General features: G+C 35.3%; 18 protein-coding genes. 6 read left to right on the top strand and 12 right to left on the bottom strand.

Annotated features, from left to right (window positions below):
• Positions 1-514: 514 nt before the first annotated feature.
• Positions 515-2137: a chaperonin GroEL gene (gene groL / locus BLT22_RS10455; protein ID WP_087058009.1), complete on the bottom strand. Its 1623-nt coding sequence runs from the start codon at positions 2135-2137 to the stop codon at positions 515-517.
• An 83-nt stretch (positions 2138-2220) separates the two neighbouring features.
• A complete protein-coding gene (groES, locus tag BLT22_RS10450; RefSeq protein WP_087058011.1) occupies positions 2221-2505 on the bottom strand; it encodes a co-chaperone GroES in 285 nt (94 codons plus the stop codon).
• A gap of 229 nt (positions 2506-2734) precedes the next feature.
• Here groES and BLT22_RS10445 point away from each other — a divergent pair, with 229 nt between their 5' ends.
• Both BLT22_RS10445 and BLT22_RS10440 read left to right on the top strand, forming a co-directional pair.
• Entirely contained in the window at positions 2735-3406 is a 672-nt protein-coding gene (locus BLT22_RS10445; protein ID WP_176935462.1) for a CPBP family intramembrane glutamic endopeptidase, read from the top strand.
• Positions 3407-3429: 23 nt separating this feature from the next.
• Positions 3430-3633 (top strand): hypothetical protein, encoded by a 204-nt coding sequence (locus BLT22_RS10440; protein ID WP_087058015.1) that lies wholly within the window; start codon positions 3430-3432, stop codon positions 3631-3633.
• Positions 3634-3696: 63 nt separating this feature from the next.
• Here the strand turns inward: BLT22_RS10440 and BLT22_RS10435 are convergent, their stop codons facing one another.
• Positions 3697-4392, bottom strand: a complete 696-nt coding sequence (locus BLT22_RS10435; protein ID WP_087058017.1) for a redox-sensing transcriptional repressor Rex — start codon at positions 4390-4392, stop codon at positions 3697-3699.
• 414 nt (positions 4393-4806) lie between these two features.
• On the opposite strand from BLT22_RS10435, the gene BLT22_RS10430 reads away from it, so the two are divergent.
• Together BLT22_RS10430 and BLT22_RS10425 are read left to right on the top strand one after the other, a co-directional pair.
• Positions 4807-6768: an ABC-F family ATP-binding cassette domain-containing protein gene (locus BLT22_RS10430; RefSeq protein WP_091763085.1), complete on the top strand. Its 1962-nt coding sequence runs from the start codon at positions 4807-4809 to the stop codon at positions 6766-6768.
• Between the two features lie 301 nt (positions 6769-7069).
• Positions 7070-7528: an Lrp/AsnC family transcriptional regulator gene (locus BLT22_RS10425; protein ID WP_091763083.1), complete on the top strand. Its 459-nt coding sequence runs from the start codon at positions 7070-7072 to the stop codon at positions 7526-7528.
• A gap of 68 nt (positions 7529-7596) precedes the next feature.
• Here the strand turns inward: BLT22_RS10425 and tsaD are convergent, their stop codons facing one another.
• From tsaD to tsaB, 4 genes are read right to left on the bottom strand one after another with little or no spacing between them, the layout of a single operon-like run.
• Positions 7597-8607 carry a tRNA (adenosine(37)-N6)-threonylcarbamoyltransferase complex transferase subunit TsaD gene (gene tsaD, locus BLT22_RS10420; protein WP_091763081.1) on the bottom strand — a complete coding sequence of 337 codons (1011 nt, stop codon included), beginning with the start codon at positions 8605-8607 and terminating at the stop codon, positions 7597-7599.
• A gap of 13 nt (positions 8608-8620) precedes the next feature.
• A complete protein-coding gene (gene rimI / locus BLT22_RS10415) occupies positions 8621-9115 on the bottom strand; it encodes a ribosomal protein S18-alanine N-acetyltransferase (protein ID WP_091763079.1) in 495 nt (164 codons plus the stop codon).
• Positions 9116-9141: 26 nt separating this feature from the next.
• Positions 9142-9714 (bottom strand): ribosomal protein S18-alanine N-acetyltransferase, encoded by a 573-nt coding sequence (gene rimI, locus BLT22_RS10410; RefSeq protein WP_236048797.1) that lies wholly within the window; start codon positions 9712-9714, stop codon positions 9142-9144.
• On the bottom strand, positions 9701-10426 hold the full coding sequence (tsaB, locus tag BLT22_RS10405; protein WP_091763077.1) for a tRNA (adenosine(37)-N6)-threonylcarbamoyltransferase complex dimerization subunit type 1 TsaB: 726 nt from the start codon (positions 10424-10426) through the stop codon (positions 9701-9703). The genes rimI (BLT22_RS10410) and tsaB overlap by 14 nt, the downstream gene beginning before the upstream one ends.
• 196 nt (positions 10427-10622) lie before the next feature.
• Here tsaB and BLT22_RS10400 point away from each other — a divergent pair, with 196 nt between their 5' ends.
• Complete coding sequence (locus BLT22_RS10400) at positions 10623-10817, top strand: CsbD family protein (protein ID WP_091763075.1); 195 nt, start codon at positions 10623-10625, stop codon at positions 10815-10817.
• Between the two features lie 116 nt (positions 10818-10933).
• Complete coding sequence (locus BLT22_RS10395; RefSeq protein WP_091763073.1) at positions 10934-11668, top strand: NAD-dependent epimerase/dehydratase family protein; 735 nt, start codon at positions 10934-10936, stop codon at positions 11666-11668.
• Positions 11669-11710: 42 nt separating this feature from the next.
• On the opposite strand, the gene BLT22_RS10390 is transcribed toward BLT22_RS10395, so the two are convergent.
• The 5 genes from BLT22_RS10390 to BLT22_RS10370 form a co-directional block, all read right to left on the bottom strand.
• Positions 11711-12703, bottom strand: a complete 993-nt coding sequence (locus tag BLT22_RS10390) for a LacI family DNA-binding transcriptional regulator (protein ID WP_087058035.1) — start codon at positions 12701-12703, stop codon at positions 11711-11713.
• Positions 12704-12780: 77 nt separating this feature from the next.
• Positions 12781-13830: an aldose epimerase family protein gene (locus BLT22_RS10385; protein WP_236048798.1), complete on the bottom strand. Its 1050-nt coding sequence runs from the start codon at positions 13828-13830 to the stop codon at positions 12781-12783.
• Between the two features lie 39 nt (positions 13831-13869).
• Positions 13870-15393, bottom strand: coding sequence for a UDP-glucose--hexose-1-phosphate uridylyltransferase (galT, locus tag BLT22_RS10380; protein WP_091763071.1), 1524 nt, complete (start codon positions 15391-15393; stop codon positions 13870-13872).
• Positions 15390-16562: a galactokinase gene (locus BLT22_RS10375; RefSeq protein ID WP_091763069.1), complete on the bottom strand. Its 1173-nt coding sequence runs from the start codon at positions 16560-16562 to the stop codon at positions 15390-15392. The genes galT and BLT22_RS10375 overlap by 4 nt, the downstream gene beginning before the upstream one ends.
• 253 nt (positions 16563-16815) lie before the next feature.
• Positions 16816-17445, bottom strand: coding sequence for a DUF998 domain-containing protein (locus BLT22_RS10370; RefSeq protein WP_091763067.1), 630 nt, complete (start codon positions 17443-17445; stop codon positions 16816-16818).
• Positions 17446-17585: the final 140 nt, after the last annotated feature.

Genomic DNA, 17585 nt, shown 5'->3' with positions numbered 1-17585 from the left:
TTACTTACTGCGACTTGTTGCTCGCGAGTTAGACGTAATTGACTTTCTCTTCTTACTCACTATCATTAGTTGCTCACGAGTTAGACGTAATTGATTTGCTCTTCTTACTTACTACCATTTATTGCTCGCGAGTTAGACGTAATCGATTTGCTCTTCTTACTCACTACCATTTGTTGCTCACGAGTTAGACGTAATTGACTTTCTCTTCTTACTCACTACCATTTGTTGCTCGCGAGTTAGACGTAATTGACTTTCTCTTCTTACTCACTACCATTTATTGCTCGCGAGTTAGACGTAATCGACTTTCTCTTCTTACTCACTACCATTTATTGCTCGCGAGTTAGACGTAATCGACTTTCTCTTCCTACTCACTGCCATTTGTTGCTTATGAGTTAGACGTAATCGACTTTTTCTTCCTTTTGACACAATTTATTACGTTGAGAGCCGTACATAATAAATACAATGCAAAAAAGCCACGTCAAATTCGACGTGGCTTCCTTTATTTAATAATTTCTTACATCATTCCGCCCATTGCACTTGGATCCATTCCAGCACCAGGAGCTTCTGGCTCAGGGATCACTGCTACTGCAGCTTCTGTTGTAAGAAGCAATGCAGAAACAGACGCAGCGTTCTGCAATGCAGAACGTGTTACTTTTGTTGGATCAATGATTCCTGCTTCTACCATGTTGACCATTTCACCTGTAGCCGCATTAAATCCAATACCAGGTTCTACATGTTTCAAGCGCTCTACAATTACACTTCCATCAAGTCCAGCATTGAATGCGATCTGACGAACAGGTTCTTCTAGGGCACGAACTACAATTTTAACGCCAGTTGCTTCATCGCCAGTTGCTTCAATTTCTTCCAGCTTGCTCAAAATGTTGATATAAGCTGTTCCACCACCAGCAATCACACCTTCTTCAACTGCTGCACGTGCTGCGTTCAATGCATCTTCAATACGTAATTTACGTTCTTTGATTTCTGTTTCAGTTGCTGCTCCAACTTTAATGACCGCAACACCACCAGCAAGTTTAGCAATACGTTCTTGTAACTTCTCGCGGTCGAATTCAGAATTTGTTTCTTCAGATTGAGCACGTAACATAGAGACTCGTTGTTCAATTTTATCTTTGTCTCCAGCTCCTTCTACAAGTGTAGTATCGTCTTTCGTAATAACTGCTTTGCCTGCAACACCAAGTTGATCAATCGTCATATCTTTCAAATCTAGGCCTAGATCATCTGTAATCACAGTTCCATTTGTTAAAATTGCGATGTCTTCAAGCATACCTTTACGACGGTCGCCGAAACCTGGTGCTTTAACCGCAACCACGTTTAAAGTTCCTCTGATTTTATTCAATACTAATGTTGGTAGCGCTTCACCTTCGATATCATCCGCAATAATTAATAATGGACGATTTTGTTGCATAATGTTTTCTAAAACAGGAAGAATATCTTGTACAGAAGAAATTTTCTTGTCTGTGATCAAAACATATGGATTATCTAAATCTGCTTCCATTTTTTCATTATCCGTAACCATGTATTGAGACAGATATCCGCGATCAAATTGCATACCTTCTACAACATCTAATTCGGTTTCAATTCCTTGGGATTCTTCAATCGTAATGACACCATCACTACCCACTTTTTCCATTGCATCTGCCAATAATTGACCGATTTCTTCATCTCCAGATGAGATTGCTGCAATTTGAGCGATTGATTCTTTTCCTTCAACCTTAGTAGAAACTTCATGCAAAGCTTCTACAGCGCGTTTAGTAGCTTTTTCAATACCACGACGAATACCAACAGGGTTAGCTCCGGCGGTAACGTTTTTCATTCCTTCATTAACGATTGCTTGCGCTAATACAGTTGCCGTTGTAGTTCCATCCCCAGCGATGTCATTTGTTCTACTTGCAACTTCAGCAACTAACTGTGCTCCCATATTTTCAAACTGATCTTCTAATTCAATTTCTTTGGCAATTGTTACGCCATCATTTGTAATTTGAGGAGCGCCAAAAGATTTATCTAAAATAACGTTTCTACCTTTGGGTCCTAATGTTACTTTTACTGTGTTTGCTAGTTTATCTACTCCACGTAGCATAGCTGCACGTGCATCTTCAGAAAATTTAATATCTTTAGCCATTATTTCCACCTCTTAATTAAATTTTTAAAGCTTTTATTTTTAACTTTGTGCTTTGACACGAATAAATTACAACTTCATAAAAATTATTCTACAACAGCAATAATATCTGAATCTTTAACAACCAAATATTCATTGCCTTCATATTTCACTTCTGATCCGGCATATTTTTCGAAAATCACTTTATCTCCAACTGCAACGTCCATATCGGCACGTTTTCCGTCTTCTAATACTTTGCCGCTTCCTACAGCGACTACTTTAGCTGTTTGTGGCTTTTCTTTTGCTGATTCCGGCAAAACAAGTCCGCTGACAGTTTTTTCTTCTTCTTTGATGACTTCTAGAAGAACACGATTTCCTAAAGGTTTTAACATGGTGTTATCCCTCCGCATAATTTTATAGTTGAGTTTATATTCGCGTTAGCACTCGTTGCATCCGAGTGCTAACTCCAATACTTAGTATATTCAAAACTAACTTTTCTTGCAACCCTTTTGAAGTTAAAAAAATGATTAAAATCATATCTGGAATACAGACAAAATTTATGTTAAGTTACTAGTAATGTCAAAAAGACTTTATTACCTTTACAAGATGAGGATGAATCTATTGGAACAATCACATAAAAAAACAGCTCTCCAAATTATATTGCTGTATATATTCGTTCAATTGGCAACAGTACTAGCTGGTCAACTTTTACCTGAGTTTTTACCTGAAAGGTTTCTTACAGAAGGAGTGATCTGGTCTCAACTGATTTTATTCACTCTAGGAGCTAGTGGGGTGATCTATCTTACCCAGAAAAAGGATTTTTCATTATCTTTTGAGAAGCCTTTTAAGTCTAATATTTCAGAAATTCTTTTATGGGGATTCATTGGATTTATTTTTGCTCTCTTTGCTCAATTTGCTGCAACATTGATCGAAATCAATTTTCTTGGAACACCTCCAGACTCACAGAATACTCAGAATATCATTGCTATTATCAAGCGGTATCCTTACTTCCTTCTGCTTTCTTCGATAGCTGGACCTATTATGGAAGAATTCGTCTTCCGTAAAGCGATATTTGGTATGGGTTTAAATAAATTAGGAGGGATCGGAGCCGCAGTTATTAGTTCTCTCATGTTTGCAGTAATCCACTTTGATGGTAGAATTTTAGTTTATTCTACCATGGGGCTCGTTTTTTCTTGGCTATATTTCAAGACAAAAAATATTTGGACCCCGATTATTGCCCATTGCCTGATGAATACAGTTGCTGTAGTGGGGAATCTTTTTTTTAATAGCTGATTAATTTATGAAAGGATTATTCAATGACCGAAAAACAAATTCTAAGTTATATTTTTTTAAAATACGCAATGGGTGCCATATTACTTTATTTCATTATTGATATCGTCGGGTTAGAAGGCTGGGGTATATTCCCGTTACTATTTGCTTTTCTAGCAACCAAGGACTTTGTTCAAGGAACTCGTCTAGCAGATTCTTATTTTAAAATCAGAAAAAACCGAGATAAATAAAAAAATGCAGCTGCTTATTTGATTAATTAATCAAATAAGCAGCTGCATTTACTTTTGTTTTGTTTAGTCTTCTACAAATAATTCTCCAGTATCTTCATCGAGGATTACTTCTTCTTCAGCATCGTCAAGTTCTTGATAATAATTAATAAAATAAATTAAAGTTTGTAGTTCATTAGTCAGATCAACGTTGTGCACGCGTACACTCTCAGGAACATTTACTCGAATTGGTGTAAAGTTCATAATCCCTTTAACGCCACCTTCGACAAGTTTATTAGCCATTTCCTGAGCAATTTCTGAAGGAACAGTCAAAATCGCAACATCAATTTGCTGCAGATCCAACTGTTCTACCATATCATCAATATGATAGACAGGTACACCTTGATGAATCGTGCCGATCAATTTATCATTTATATCAAAACCAGCACTGATACGTGTATTATTACTTCTTCTAAAATTATAGTTCAATAAAGCTTGTCCGAGGTTCCCTACACCAATTAAAGCAACATTTGTTAGTCGATCCTGATTCAAAGTCTTGCTGAAAAAATTCATTAACGCTTCAACATCATAGCCATATCCACGTTTCCCTAATGCACCAAAGTACGAAAAATCTCGTCTGATTGTAGCACTGTCTACTTTTACTGCTTCACTAAGTTTTGCAGAAGAAACGCGATTTTTTCCTGCTTCATGGAGAAAGCGTAAATAACGATAATAAAGGGGCAATCTTCTTGCAGTAGCTTTTGGAATTTTCTTTTCTACCATACTTTTTCTCCTTCAAATTATAATTCAATATAAAACTCTTCTCAATTAAACTAAAAGTAATATACTTCATCTTAATATTTTTCAACTTTTATTTCACAATTTTCTATATTATTTCACTAACTATTATAGCATGGAATTTCTAAATTGGAAGCTAATATGACTATAAAATAAGGGATTATAAATCTTATATAAAAATACCCACACATAAAGTTCATCAGCTTGTGAAAAAAATGATAGAATTAAACAGGTAAAAAGTATTTACACCTGTAAGAATTCAAACGGTTTACACTAAACTGATTACAATCTATCCTGGACTATTCTGTTTATCGGTTATGGAATATGCTAAACTGAGAAGACAAGATACTTGGTAATATTTAACTATTACGGACAAATTTTAAAAATGAGGAATATAAAATGATACTTTTACAAACTCAGAAAATTGCTCGTCATTTTGGCGCTGAAGTCTTATTTGATGATGTAACATTAGAAATTAAAGATAATGCTCGAGTAGGTCTAGTTGGCCGAAACGGTGCAGGAAAATCTACCCTCCTACACATTATTTCCGGACGGGAAGAACCAGATGCTGGGAGGGTCAATAAAAAGAAAGATCTAACCTTAGGATTCTTAGATCAGCATACTGGTTTAGAATCGACTAAAACGATATGGGAAGAAATGTTAGCTATATTTGAACCTGTGATTAAGGTAGAGAAAGAAATGAGAGAAATCGAATATCAGATGAGCTCCCCTGATCTATTAGCAGATAAAGAATATTATCAGGACTTGCTTAAAAAATATGACTCACTTCAAGAAACATTCAAACAATTAAATGGCTATGGTTATGAAAGTGAGATCCGTTCTGTTCTTCATGGTTTTCGATTTTACGAATCAGATTTTTCAACATCCGTTTCTCAATTATCCGGAGGACAGAAAACGAGATTAGCTTTAGCAAGATTGTTACTAGAAAAGAAGGATCTACTCGTTTTGGATGAACCTACCAATCATTTGGATATTGAAACCTTATCCTGGTTAGAAAAATATTTGCAGAATTATACAGGCGCTTTACTAATCGTTTCTCATGACCGTTACTTTTTAGATAAAGTCATCAATGAGGTTTATGAAGTGAGCAATAGAAAAGTCCAGCATTTTACAGGAAATTATTCTAACTATCTCAAACTCAAAGCTGAACTGATCCAGAAAATGTGGAAAGAATATGAAAAACAGCAAAAAGAAATAGAAAAAACTGAAGACTTTATTAATCGCAACTTAGTTCGTGCTTCAACAACTAAAAGAGCTCAGTCACGTAGAAAAATGTTGGATAAAATGGATAGAATAGATAATCCTCAAGGCGATGAGAAATCTGCCCATTTCAGTTTCTATACCGAACGAGAATCGGGCGGTGTTGTCTTACAAACAGAAGATCTTGCAATTGGCTATGACCATCCTTTAGCCAATCACATTGATATCGATATCCGTAAAACAGATGCAATTGCCTTAGTCGGACCCAACGGTGTAGGAAAAACTACTTTACTTAAAACAATAGTAGGACAATTGCCTAAACTGACTGGAAAAATCCAGTTAGGAACAAAAGTAGACCTTGGTTATTATGATCAAGAGCAAAGCTTGCTTCATTCTAATAAAACTGTATTAAACGAACTATGGGACGAACATCCTTCCGTACCAGAACAATCAATTCGTACTTTGCTTGGCAGTTTTTTATTTTCTGGAGATGATGTCGAGAAATCAATCACTTCTTTAAGTGGTGGTGAAAAAGCTAGAGTCGCTTTAGCAAAACTAGCTATGGAAAAAAATAACTTCTTAATTCTAGATGAGCCCACTAACCACTTGGACATTGATTCAAAAGAAGTGCTTGAAAATGCTCTGATCGATTTCGAAGGAACACTTTTATTTGTCTCTCATGACCGTTATTTTATTAATCGAATGGCCACAAAGGTAATTGAAATCTCTACTGACGGTTTAACTTTATATCTAGGAGATTACGACTATTATCTTCAAAAGAAAGAAGAACTTGAAGAATTAGCTCGACTAAAAACTGAAGAAGAAACCCAGGAAAATCCTGCTAAAGAGGATTTTAACCTTCCTAAGGATCAAGGATTAAATCGTGCTCAGCAAAAAATACGACAACGTGAAATTCGCCGTTTAAATAGATCTATAGAAGAGCTTGAAGAACGGATGCAACAAAGCGAAGTTCAATTAGAAGCTATCCAATCCAAACTTAATGATCCAGCTATTTACGATCAACCTGATGAAGCAGTAGCACTAAGTGAGCAGCATGATAACTTGCAGGCAGAGCAGGAAACACTCCTAGAAGAATGGGAAAATCTGAATTTAGAACTTGAAACATATGAAAAAGACTGATTGCCTTCTCTCAAAAATAGAATCATATTCACTATACTATTAATTTCGATATCCAATCTCTTTATAGGTATAGGCATAATAATGCAAATAAGTGTTATTTAAAACTGTATATTAAGCATTCCTCTTAATTCACGTAATATTGGTATACTCGATTTGTTCTATTGCAATTTAGACTATGTAAGGTATAATTGAATCACATTGTTGATAAGCTTTTTATTTAGCATACAGCAAACTTAATTAGTACAACTGGAGTATTTACTCGAAATTATTCTTTTACTGTTAAAAAGGAGTTCGTTTTTAAATGGATCAAATGGATAAAAAAATCGTTGAAATTTTACAAAAAAACAGCCGCGCATCTCTAAAAGAAATTGCAGGTGAAACTTATCTCTCTTCTCCTGCAGTCTCAGCTCGTATTCATCGTTTAGAAAATGAAGGAATCTTAGGACGCTATATTGCTGCACCAGATCTAAAGAAGATGGGTTATCATATTCAAGCCTTTATCCATTTAGATTTAAGTCCTAATCAAAAAGAAGATTTTTATCCTTATATTGAAAACTGCACGAATGTATTAGAGTGCAATTGTGTTACAGGAGAATTTTCGATGTTAATCAAGGCTGCTTATCCCACTACTACTGAGTTGGATGATTTTATTAATAATCTACAACAGTTCGGCAAAACATCTACTCAAATTGTTTTTTCTACGCCAATACCCGCTCGAGGTGTTCAGTTGATTGCCTCTGAAGACGCAGAGATTTCGTAGCATATTAAAAAGCAACACTAACTGTATCCTCTTATCAAGAGAACCTATAGTTTAGTGTTGCTTTATTTTCACAATGCGAGCCCAGGTTTCGCATTTAATGTTAAATCTAGCTGGTCCGAATCAATCGATTCGGTAAAAGCAGCTGCTCCTATCATTGCTGCATTATCTCCACATAAAGATAAAGGAGGAATGATCAACTCTGTCTCTGCTAATTCTTCTGAAACAGCTTCTTTTAGAGCTTGTCTAAGCCCTTTGTTAGCCGCTACCCCTCCAGCTAAGACAATTTGTTTAACCTTTCTTTCTTTAGCACATCGAATCGTTTTTTTCACTAGAACCTCAACAACCGCTGCTTGAAAGCTCGCTGCTAAATCATTTTTATCAAGTACTTCTCCTTTTTGTTGGGCATTATGCACCGTATTGATGAAGGAACTCTTTAAACCACTAAAACTAAAGTCATTTGTGTCATCTTGCATCATTGCTCTAGGAAAATGAAAGGTATCCTTGCCTTGATGAGCCATTTCATCAATATGTTTGCCTCCAGGATAAGGTACCCCTAGTACTCTACCAACTTTGTCATAAGCTTCTCCAGCTGCATCATCTCTAGTTTCGCCGATCACTTCATACTGTCCCGCTTGTTTCATGTAGACTAATTCAGTATGACCGCCACTTACGACCAGAGATAAAAGCGGAAAACAAAGAGGTTGAACCAACTGATTAGCATAGATGTGTCCGATAATATGATTGACTGGAATTAAGGGTAGTTTGTGGGCATAGGCCACAGCCTTAGCTGCATTTACTCCTATTAAAAGCGCTCCGACTAGACCTGGACCTTCCGTTACAGCTATTGCATCCAACTCCTCATAAGAAGTCCCTGCTTCTTCAAGAGCCGCTTCCATTATTAACGTCATCTGTTCTACATGATGCCTACTAGCAACTTCTGGAACGACACCGCCAAATCGCTGATGGCTTTTAATTTGAGAAGCGACTACATTAGATAGAAGTTCTGTGCCATTATCTATAACGGCTGCGCTCGTTTCATCACAGCTTGTTTCAATTGCTAATATTCTTTTTAACTTCATTTTACTCACTCTTTCATAATACACATTTCAACACAATTGCATCTTCTCTAGGATTGGAGTAATACTTTGAGCGAACACCTACTGGTTGAAAATCCGCTTTTTTGTATAGTAAAATAGCTGGTTTATTAGATATACGAACCTCTAAGAATAGTTCCGTAATTTTTCTACTTAGCATGACTTTTTTTGCCTCTTCTATCAGTCTCAATGCAATGCCTCGACGCTTATAGTCATTTCCTACCACAAGATTATAAACTTCTGCTTCCGATTCAACTAAAGCTCCAGCAGGAAAAGCAATCATAGATCCACTAAGAAACCCAATCAGTTTCCCTTTATCTTCAGCTATCAAGTAAAATAAATTAGGTAAATTCAAGGTTTCTTGAAATTGTTTTATCGTCCATGGGGATCCATATTCAAAACTTTCATTTGATAGATCATATAATTGTTGAGAAACTTCTTCCTGTTCTTCCAGTAAACGATACGTTATGTCTGAAGCATTATATTTTTTCATAACGTCGCTCCTTGTCTTTTGAAATATTATTCCACTAATATCATAGCCATCTCTAATGCATCTTCATGATCATTAATATAGTAGCCTTTTTTTATTCTACCATTTTCAAATTTCATTTTTCTATATAATCTTTGAGCCCGCTGATTTGAAATACGAACTTCCAGACTAATTATCTTTATCGCTTCCGATAAAGCGATTCTTTTAAGTTCGGTAATGAGAAAAGTGGCAATTCCCTTACTTTCATAAGCAGGAATCGTTGCGATATTTGTGATGTGGGCTTCCTCTGAAACAAACCATGTTCCTAAAAATGCAACTGGTGTCTGATCATCTGTTACTACAATATAGAAAGCATTTTTATTATATCGAATCTCATGCAAAAGTGCCGACCGATTCCAGGGTGTCTGACCACTATAGCAAAGTTGTTCAATAGATATAATGGCTTCGATATCTTCTTCAGTAGCAATATGGACCGTTAAAAAATTCTGATCATCTAATGCAAAAAAGTTGTGCTTCAGTTCCACACGATCTGCTATAGGTAATGGAAAAGTATGTGTATGTTTCGGCAGTTTATCTGCTAACCACTGTTTAATATTTTTCAATTAACCTACCTCCCAGATCATTAGGATTTGCCTCTTTCCAGTTTTCTTCTGCCTCTGTTAATTTTGCATATTCCGGAACAAAAGTGTGAATATCAGTTGGTTCTTCTTGAGCTCCTAACATTGCAAGCACACTAGCTCTTGGTAATTGCTGATAACTTGGTAATAAAAGTAGGTTTTCTTTTAGATAGGGTTTAAAAATAGGCAAATGTTTCTCAAGATCAGTTCCGATCATTTGAACAATTTCATGTTTAGAAGCTAGCTCTTGGGCCCACTCTTTTGCAGAAACATGTCTATCTCTTTCAAGTTCAATCAGTTCTTGATTTTTATAAGTATAAAGACCAGTGTAAATATTCCCTCTTCTTGCATCCATAACCGGAACAATCAATGATCCTTCAATCTGCTGTGCATTTCCAGCTATAACCTTTAAACTTGAAATTCCAACTAATTCTATCTCTTTTGTCCATGCCAGGGTTTTTGCTACTGTTACAGCTATCCTCACTCCGGTATAAGATCCTGGGCCTTTTGCTACAACTATTCTATCAAGACTATCTATCGATAGATTCGCATCTTCTATGACATGTTCAATTGTCGGCATCAATTGAATACTGTGATTTCTTTTTACATTAGTAGTTTTTTCTACTAAAATCTGATTATTTTCAATAATTGCTACACTCATTGACTGATTTGATGTATCCATTGCTAAAATACGCATGTCAGGTCTCCTTGTTACATTCCTTTTCTTTCTTATAGTTTAGCATATTTACTTCTGTCTAGGAACTAATTCAGCAACCATTCCCAATCATATTCTTTGCAATTTTTTAATCTACCGCATAAAATGGGTTTATAGCATTAGTAACGTTTTATAAGCTATTGTGATCATTATCTTAATTCTGAAAGGAGAAAGTACAATGACTGACAAAAATGATAGCATGAAAAACAAACTGAACGGCATGAAAGATAAAGTAGTCGGCGAGGCTAAAGATCAGTATGGAAAAGCGACTGATGATAAAGGCAAGCAAGTCGAAGGAAAAACCCAAAAGGTTAAAGGGAAAGCTGAAGAAAGTTACGGAAAAGCTACCGAAGATAAAGATGAACATCGTTAAGATTCATAAATATGACCATTAATAATGCTGTCCACCTTTTCAGGGATTTCCTGTTAAAAGGTGGACAGTATTATTAAAAATTACTTTTTAAATTTTATTTGGAGGTAAGGCCGCTCATGACCAAACTTTTAATCACAGGAGCTACAGGTACGATAGGAACAAATCTAGTAAAGCATTTAAAATCAGATTATCAACTTGTTCTTGCAGATATTGATTTTTCAGATTTTCCCGAAGACTTAAAACAAGGATCTATTATTATTGAAAAAGACCTTTCAAAATTAGATGCATGGGAAAACTTACTTGATGATATAGATTATGTAATCCAATTAGCTGGAAATCCTGATGCAGGAGCTGAATTCTATGAAGGACTATTAGACTTAAATTATAAATTGCCACAGAACCTCTATATGGAAGCAAATAAATCTGATAGTGTTAAGCGCATTATTTTTGCTAGTTCTATTCATGCGAGCGATGCATACCCAGACAATGTGCAAGTTAAAACATCAGAACCTGCACGTCCTGATGATCTATATGGTGTTTCTAAAGTCTTTTTAGAAGGATTGGCTAGTTACTACGCCTACAAAAAAGGTATTGAATCTATTGGTATTCGTATTGGAGATTATAAATCTCCTGAAGAAGAGATTGACCCTGAAGCTGATTTTTACTCTAGAGGAAAATACTTTTCTTATAGAGATATGAATCATTTGATCGACTGCTGCTTAAAGGCAGATCTGGAAGAACCTTACTTGTTGGTAAATGGTATTTCAAATAACTCATTTCCAAGATTAGATATCGATCAAGCTTATAAGAAGTTAGGATATCAGCCTCAAGATAATGCTTTTGAAAAATAATATCAAAAAAAGATCTACTAGCAAATACTAGTAGATCCTTTTTCAGGCACTATCTCTTTTAATCAGCTTTGTACTTAATATTACCGTTTTAATCGCTTCCCTGTCTTCATGTATCCTTTCATGCAGCAGCTGTATACCGCATCTTCCCATTTCTTCTGTATAGACTTTTACTGTCGTTAAAGCAGGGGTAATATATTTTGCAGTGGAGATATCATTAAACCCAATAATACTGATTTCTTCCGGTACTCTAATTCTATTCTCGTACAATGCTTTCAGACAACCAATAGCAATTGCATCATTGGCTGCAATAAAGGCAGTAGGTAAGTTTTCTTTGCCTAATAACCTGATTGCTTTTTCCATATTTTCTCTACCATCTTCTACACGAAAAGCACCTTTAAAGAAATAGTTTTCATTGTAGAGACCTTGCTTTTTAAGATATCTTCTAACATAACTAGTCCTTGGATCTGTCCATGTTCCCGAAGAATCACTGTATGATTCTTCTCCGGCTATAAATCCTATTTTTTGATGCCCGGTTTGAATAAGATAGTCAATATTCTTTTTCATAGCTTCTTTAAAGTCTATTAGAACTGTATCATTCCCCCGATCTTGTGGAACATAATCTACAAAACAGACTTGAGGAGCTTGTCTTCTCAAGTCTTCTACTTGAGCTGGGCTGAATTTTCCTATAGCTAAAATACCTGCTAAGTCTTTTTCTAATTTAGCTTCTTCTTTATGATAAATGCGTAGAATATCATACCCCATCTGTTGAGCTTGTTGCTCCGCTCCTAATCGAATAGATAAATAATACAGATCATTCAACTCTTCTTCTTCCGTATACCAGTTTACGATTGCTAACTTCATTTTCTTATTTTGGGTTTTCTTGCGATAATTTTTGTATTCTAACTCTTCAGCTGCTTCAAATATTCTCTTTTTCGTCTCATCTCCCACAGAAAGAGTTGGGTCGTAATTAAGCACTCTTGAAACAGTCGAAGTGGAAACTTCTGCTTTTTCTGCAATATCTTTTAATGTAGCCATAAACTCACTCCTTTTAACATACCTCACTTATTATACAAAAAGATACTCCAAAGAGTACCTTTTTGCATAATTTAAAATTATTCTATTACATCAAATCGATACGTAGTTTGTGAATGATATGTTTCATCAGGGTGTAAAACAATATCTCCAAATTCAGATTGATTGACTGCATCAGGTAATACCTGGGTTTCTAAGGTAATCCCTGCATACTGCTTAGCTGGATCTCCTTTAATTTGAAAAGCATCCATCTCTTTATTATGCGTATAAATGACCACACAACTTTCTTCGGTACTCAGAATAACTTGGCGTCCGGATTTTTCTTCTGACAATATAGCTTGAATAGCTCCATCCCCTTGGTCTAAGACAAATGGATGATCTAAACCAGAGACTAATTTTATCTGTGGATCATCAGATAAAACTGCTTCGCGGACTAATTTTGATTCAGAAAAGTCAAATGCAGTTCCTGAAGAATTTTTTAATACTCCAGTTGGTAAGTTTCTATCTCCAAGCATTCCAAATTTAGAACTAAACAGCTGCAATTTATGGTCTAAGATCGGCTGTTTAATGTTCCCTGTCAAATTAAAATAAATATGATTAGTTGGATTGAATAATGTTGTTGCATCTGTATGAGCTGTATATAAAATCTTCCATTCATTCTTTTCAGTCAGTCGATACTCAACTTCGACTTCAAGATTTCCAGGATAGCCATTTTCTCCAGCGAGACTTTTATAGGAGAAGATTAGACTAGCATAATCCTCTTCGTTTTTTGTTTTTGCTTTCCATAATTTAGTGTCTAATCCTGCCGGTCCTCCATGTAGCTGGTTTCCTTTTTCATTCACATCTAGTTGTATTTGTTGTCCTTCATCTATATATTGCCCATCAGTAATACGTCCGGCTACTCGGCCGATCGTTGCTCCATAAAACGGTCTATGGGCAACCATATCTTCTAAGCTTTCAACATTCAATGTAATATTTGCTTTCTCTCCATTTTTATCTGGAGTGACAATTTTCGTAACGATTGCACCATAAGGAATGGCAGATAAAGAAACCCCTTTTGAATTTGACAGAGTATATTCCACTACTTCCTGATTTTGAAACATTCCAAAGAAATTTGTTGTAATATTCACTTAACTTCCTCCTAACTTGATAATAAAACAGTTTTCAATTTACGCTTTTTTCAATCGATCAAGGAAACGTATAAATGCCTTTTTCCCCTGTTCGTTTCTTTTAAATACACCAGCGTCTTTTAAAACCTGTAAAAAAATTTCACCTACTTCATGGTAAATAATTTCTTTAACAGTCTCAGGGGTTACTAGGTTTTCTTTCTCTTTTAATGCTTCTGCCCATTTCCGATGAACAGGCGCAACTTGTACGTCTTTCCCCAGTAAAAATTCTTTTACAGTATCTAATTCTCGTTCTAATCTAGGTGGTAATATCGCCAATCCCATTACTTCAATTAACCCGATATTCTCTTTTTTTATATGCTGAACATGGGGATGAGGATGAAAAATTCCGTCTGGAAATGTATCACTGGTCCGATTATTTCTAAGCACTAAATCTAATTCAAACAACTTTTTTCTTCTACGAGCAATAGGTGTTACAGCGTTATGTGGCGTTCCGTTTGTATAAGCTAGAACATCGACAGATTGATCAGAATACGCCTTCCAAGTATCCATTACTTTTTTAGCCGCTTGTTCTAAAGATTTTTTATCCTCACTTTGTAGGCGTATAACTGACATCGGCCACTTAACAATTCCCGCTTTGACATCTGGCAAATTTTCTAATTGAAAGGCCTGTTCAATATCCGCATGTTCTAGTGGAAACGTATGCCGGCCACCCTGATAATGATCATGTGATAATATTGATCCGCCCACAATTGGTAGACCAGCATTTGACCCAACAAAATAATGCGGTAGTGTAGTTAAAATATCGAGTAAATTCTTGATTGCTTGTTCTCCTACATTCATTGCACGATGTGCTTTTGATAAAAAAATTGCATGTTCATTATAATAAGAATAAGGAGAATACTGGAACCCCCATAGCTCTCCTGATACATCCATTCGTATGATACGATGATTGGATCGCCCTGGATGAGTTTTATTCCCAGCATATCCTTCATTTTCCATGCAAAGCATGTTTACAGGATAATTCAGTTTTTCGATTTTAGCTGCAGCAATATTTTTGGGATCTTTTTCTGGTTTCGACAAATTGATGGTAATCTCTATTTCACCATATTCTGTCTGATGTTTATATTCAATATTTTTCGCAATTTCTCTTGTCTTTATATAATTACTTTCTTTGCTGAACGCATAAAAGTACTCTGTTGCCTTGATTATACCTTGTGCATAAAGTTTCCAGAATTGATCATTCACTTCTGAAGGTCTTGGGGTAACAATATTCATTATCTTAGCCCCAAATATATCTTTCTCAGAAGAAGTATCTTCAATTATTTTATTATCTACTGCATATTTGATCAAATGGTCAAGTAAGTCTAAATGGGAGAGGTTAATCATTTTTTGACTAGGCTCTATTTCTAAACCTTTCTTTCCAAGTAACTCTAAAAGTTGATTTACTAAATAAATACGGTCTAAAGGATCAACTTTCCCTTTCTCAACATACCAATCAATAAACATTAGAATGATTTGATCAATTGAATGATCCAGAGATTGTTTCAGTCCATCTTTTTTCATGCTTCAACCCATTCCTTAGTCCCGTCAGCTGTTTCTGCGATATAAAATTCAGCTGGATGTCCAATTTCTTTTTTGTATTCTTTTCCTACATTTTCGATAAAGGTCTCTACTGCATCATTTTTGACAATTGCAATACAACAGCCACCGAAGCCGCCACCGGTCATTCGTGCGCCAATAACACCTGCTTGAAGCCATGCTAACTGCACTAATAAATCCGTTTCTTTGACGGTAACTTCGTAATCTTCATGCAATGAAGTATGTGATTCATTCATTAATTGACCAAATGTTTTTAAATCTCCCGCTTTTAATGCTTCTGCTGCTTGTTCTGTTCTGACGTTTTCATAAACTGCGTGTTTTGCCCGACGTGTCAGTACATCATCGTTGATGATAAATTTATTTTTTTCGAACGCTTCTTCTGTTAGCTCTCCCAAGGAAGACACATTCACTACAATCTGTAATTTTTTCAGCGCTTCTTCGCATTGTTGTCTTCTTAGATTGTACTCTGAATCTACAAGTTCTCTTCGAGTCAGCGAATTCATAATTAAAATTTTATGATCGGGTAATTCTACAGGAACTTGCTCATATTTCAGTGTATTTGTGTCAAGTAACATAGCGTGCTTTTTCTTTGCCATTCCTACTGCAAATTGATCTAAAATGCCTGAGTTTAATCCAAGGAATTCATTTTCTGTTTTCATACCTAATTTAACTAGGTCCAACCGTGGAATTTCTAATTCAAAGCATTCATTTACCAAGGCTCCTATCAATAATTCTAAAGAGGCCGATGAAGATAGAGAAGCTCCATTTGGAATATTTCCATTGATATAAATTTCAAACCCATTTGGAAGTTTCCCGTAATTTTTTTGAATATAGTGAATCATGCCTTTAAGATAATTAGTCCATTTATCCATCTGTTTATACTCAATATCAGCCAACTTAAAGGATAGAATCCCATCATTAGGAAAATTAGCTGAATAAGCGCGTACTAAACTGTCTTCTCGCATTGAAATAACTGCATAAGTTCCCATTGTTATTGCGCTGGGGAAAACTTTCCCTCCATTATAGTCAGTATGTTCACCAATTAAATTAATTCTTCCAGGTGAAAAAAAGATCCGTTCTCCCTCTTTACCAAACGCTTCTTTAAATCCAATTAATAGCTGTTCTCTATCCATACGACTCCCTCTTTCTGTAGTTATTAATTTTATTGTAAGCCTTTTAGTAAATATACACAAGTAAATTTACTAAAATTTATAATGATATTAAAAACGCCTAATCAATTGATCAGACGTTTTCTTATAGCTTGAGTTCGGAGATTTTTTAAGACTCCTAGCCTATTGTTTCTTTTAAGTCATCTATTAATTCACTTTTTAGAACATACTATTATTCCATTTTATATAATCGCTGACTTCTATTCTCTATATAGATTTAGGTATTCTCTGAAAACCCCATAAATAAGTATATTCCTAGTATTGCATTAAATCCAGTAGCTGAAAAAACACTAAAGCGCTCTGGAATACCAAAAAATTCAGCCGGTACAATGGCTGTTCCTATGGCACCAATTACCATAATTAATAACGCTACCGTAGCCCATGCAGCTAAGGAAACGTATTGTTGGTTACGGTATCCTCCCAACATAATTATTACTAAAGAACTGATAGATAGAAGTACAACCATTCCTGTTACAGCAATATGCATGATATTTTGAAAATTCCAAACAGATTCATTTATTATAAGCGGGAAGATTGAATAGCCAACAGCAGATACCCAATTCATCATGGCAAATAAGTATATTCCTAGTCGTATCGTTTTGTTTAGCTTTTTCTGGATAAACACACACACCATCATGATCGAAATTAGACCACATAAATTATATAGGGATGCTAATTGATTCCAGAGCATTAAAGAAGGAGCCTTTGTAGCACTCAAATCACTGACAGCTTGTTCCATCCAGTTATAACCCGGGTAAGCTAAGGGAGTAACTAATACCGCTGCTGAATAAGAAAGTAAGCTAATAATTCCTAACAATCCTAACCAATTTATCAAAGGTTTTTTCAACTTCTTCTACCTCATTTCTTGTTCTATTAATAGACTATTTAATAAGTTTATTATAACGATTTATTAAAAAAATATACTATCTTTTTTTAACTACTTCAGTATAAATTTAAAATCAAATTTCCCTACTACATTTCAGGTTC

It is taken from the genome of Marinilactibacillus psychrotolerans (assembly GCF_900101525.1).
Lineage (GTDB): Bacteria > Bacillota > Bacilli > Lactobacillales > Carnobacteriaceae_A > Marinilactibacillus > Marinilactibacillus psychrotolerans.
This window is presented reverse-complemented; position numbering and strand designations above follow the sequence as displayed.

Coding starts and splice junctions, on each gene's coding strand:
- BLT22_RS10400 (WP_091763075.1), top strand. CDS start 10,623: ATGACTGACAAAAATGATAGCATGAAAAACAAACTGAACGGCATGAAA.
- BLT22_RS10390 (WP_087058035.1), bottom strand. CDS start 12,703: ATGGCTACATTAAAAGATATTGCAGAAAAAGCAGAAGTTTCCACTTCG.
- BLT22_RS10375 (WP_091763069.1), bottom strand. CDS start 16,562: ATGGATAGAGAACAGCTATTAATTGGATTTAAAGAAGCGTTTGGTAAA.
- rimI (WP_091763079.1), bottom strand. CDS start 9,115: ATGAAAAAATATAATGCTTCAGACATAACGTATCGTTTACTGGAAGAA.
- BLT22_RS10395 (WP_091763073.1), top strand. CDS start 10,934: ATGACCAAACTTTTAATCACAGGAGCTACAGGTACGATAGGAACAAAT.
- groES (WP_087058011.1), bottom strand. CDS start 2,505: ATGTTAAAACCTTTAGGAAATCGTGTTCTTCTAGAAGTCATCAAAGAA.
- BLT22_RS10430 (WP_091763085.1), top strand. CDS start 4,807: ATGATACTTTTACAAACTCAGAAAATTGCTCGTCATTTTGGCGCTGAA.
- tsaB (WP_091763077.1), bottom strand. CDS start 10,426: ATGCGTATTTTAGCAATGGATACATCAAATCAGTCAATGAGTGTAGCA.
- galT (WP_091763071.1), bottom strand. CDS start 15,393: ATGAAAAAAGATGGACTGAAACAATCTCTGGATCATTCAATTGATCAA.
- BLT22_RS10425 (WP_091763083.1), top strand. CDS start 7,070: ATGGATCAAATGGATAAAAAAATCGTTGAAATTTTACAAAAAAACAGC.
- BLT22_RS10435 (WP_087058017.1), bottom strand. CDS start 4,392: ATGGTAGAAAAGAAAATTCCAAAAGCTACTGCAAGAAGATTGCCCCTT.
- groL (WP_087058009.1), bottom strand. CDS start 2,137: ATGGCTAAAGATATTAAATTTTCTGAAGATGCACGTGCAGCTATGCTA.
- BLT22_RS10440 (WP_087058015.1), top strand. CDS start 3,430: ATGACCGAAAAACAAATTCTAAGTTATATTTTTTTAAAATACGCAATG.
- tsaD (WP_091763081.1), bottom strand. CDS start 8,607: ATGAAGTTAAAAAGAATATTAGCAATTGAAACAAGCTGTGATGAAACG.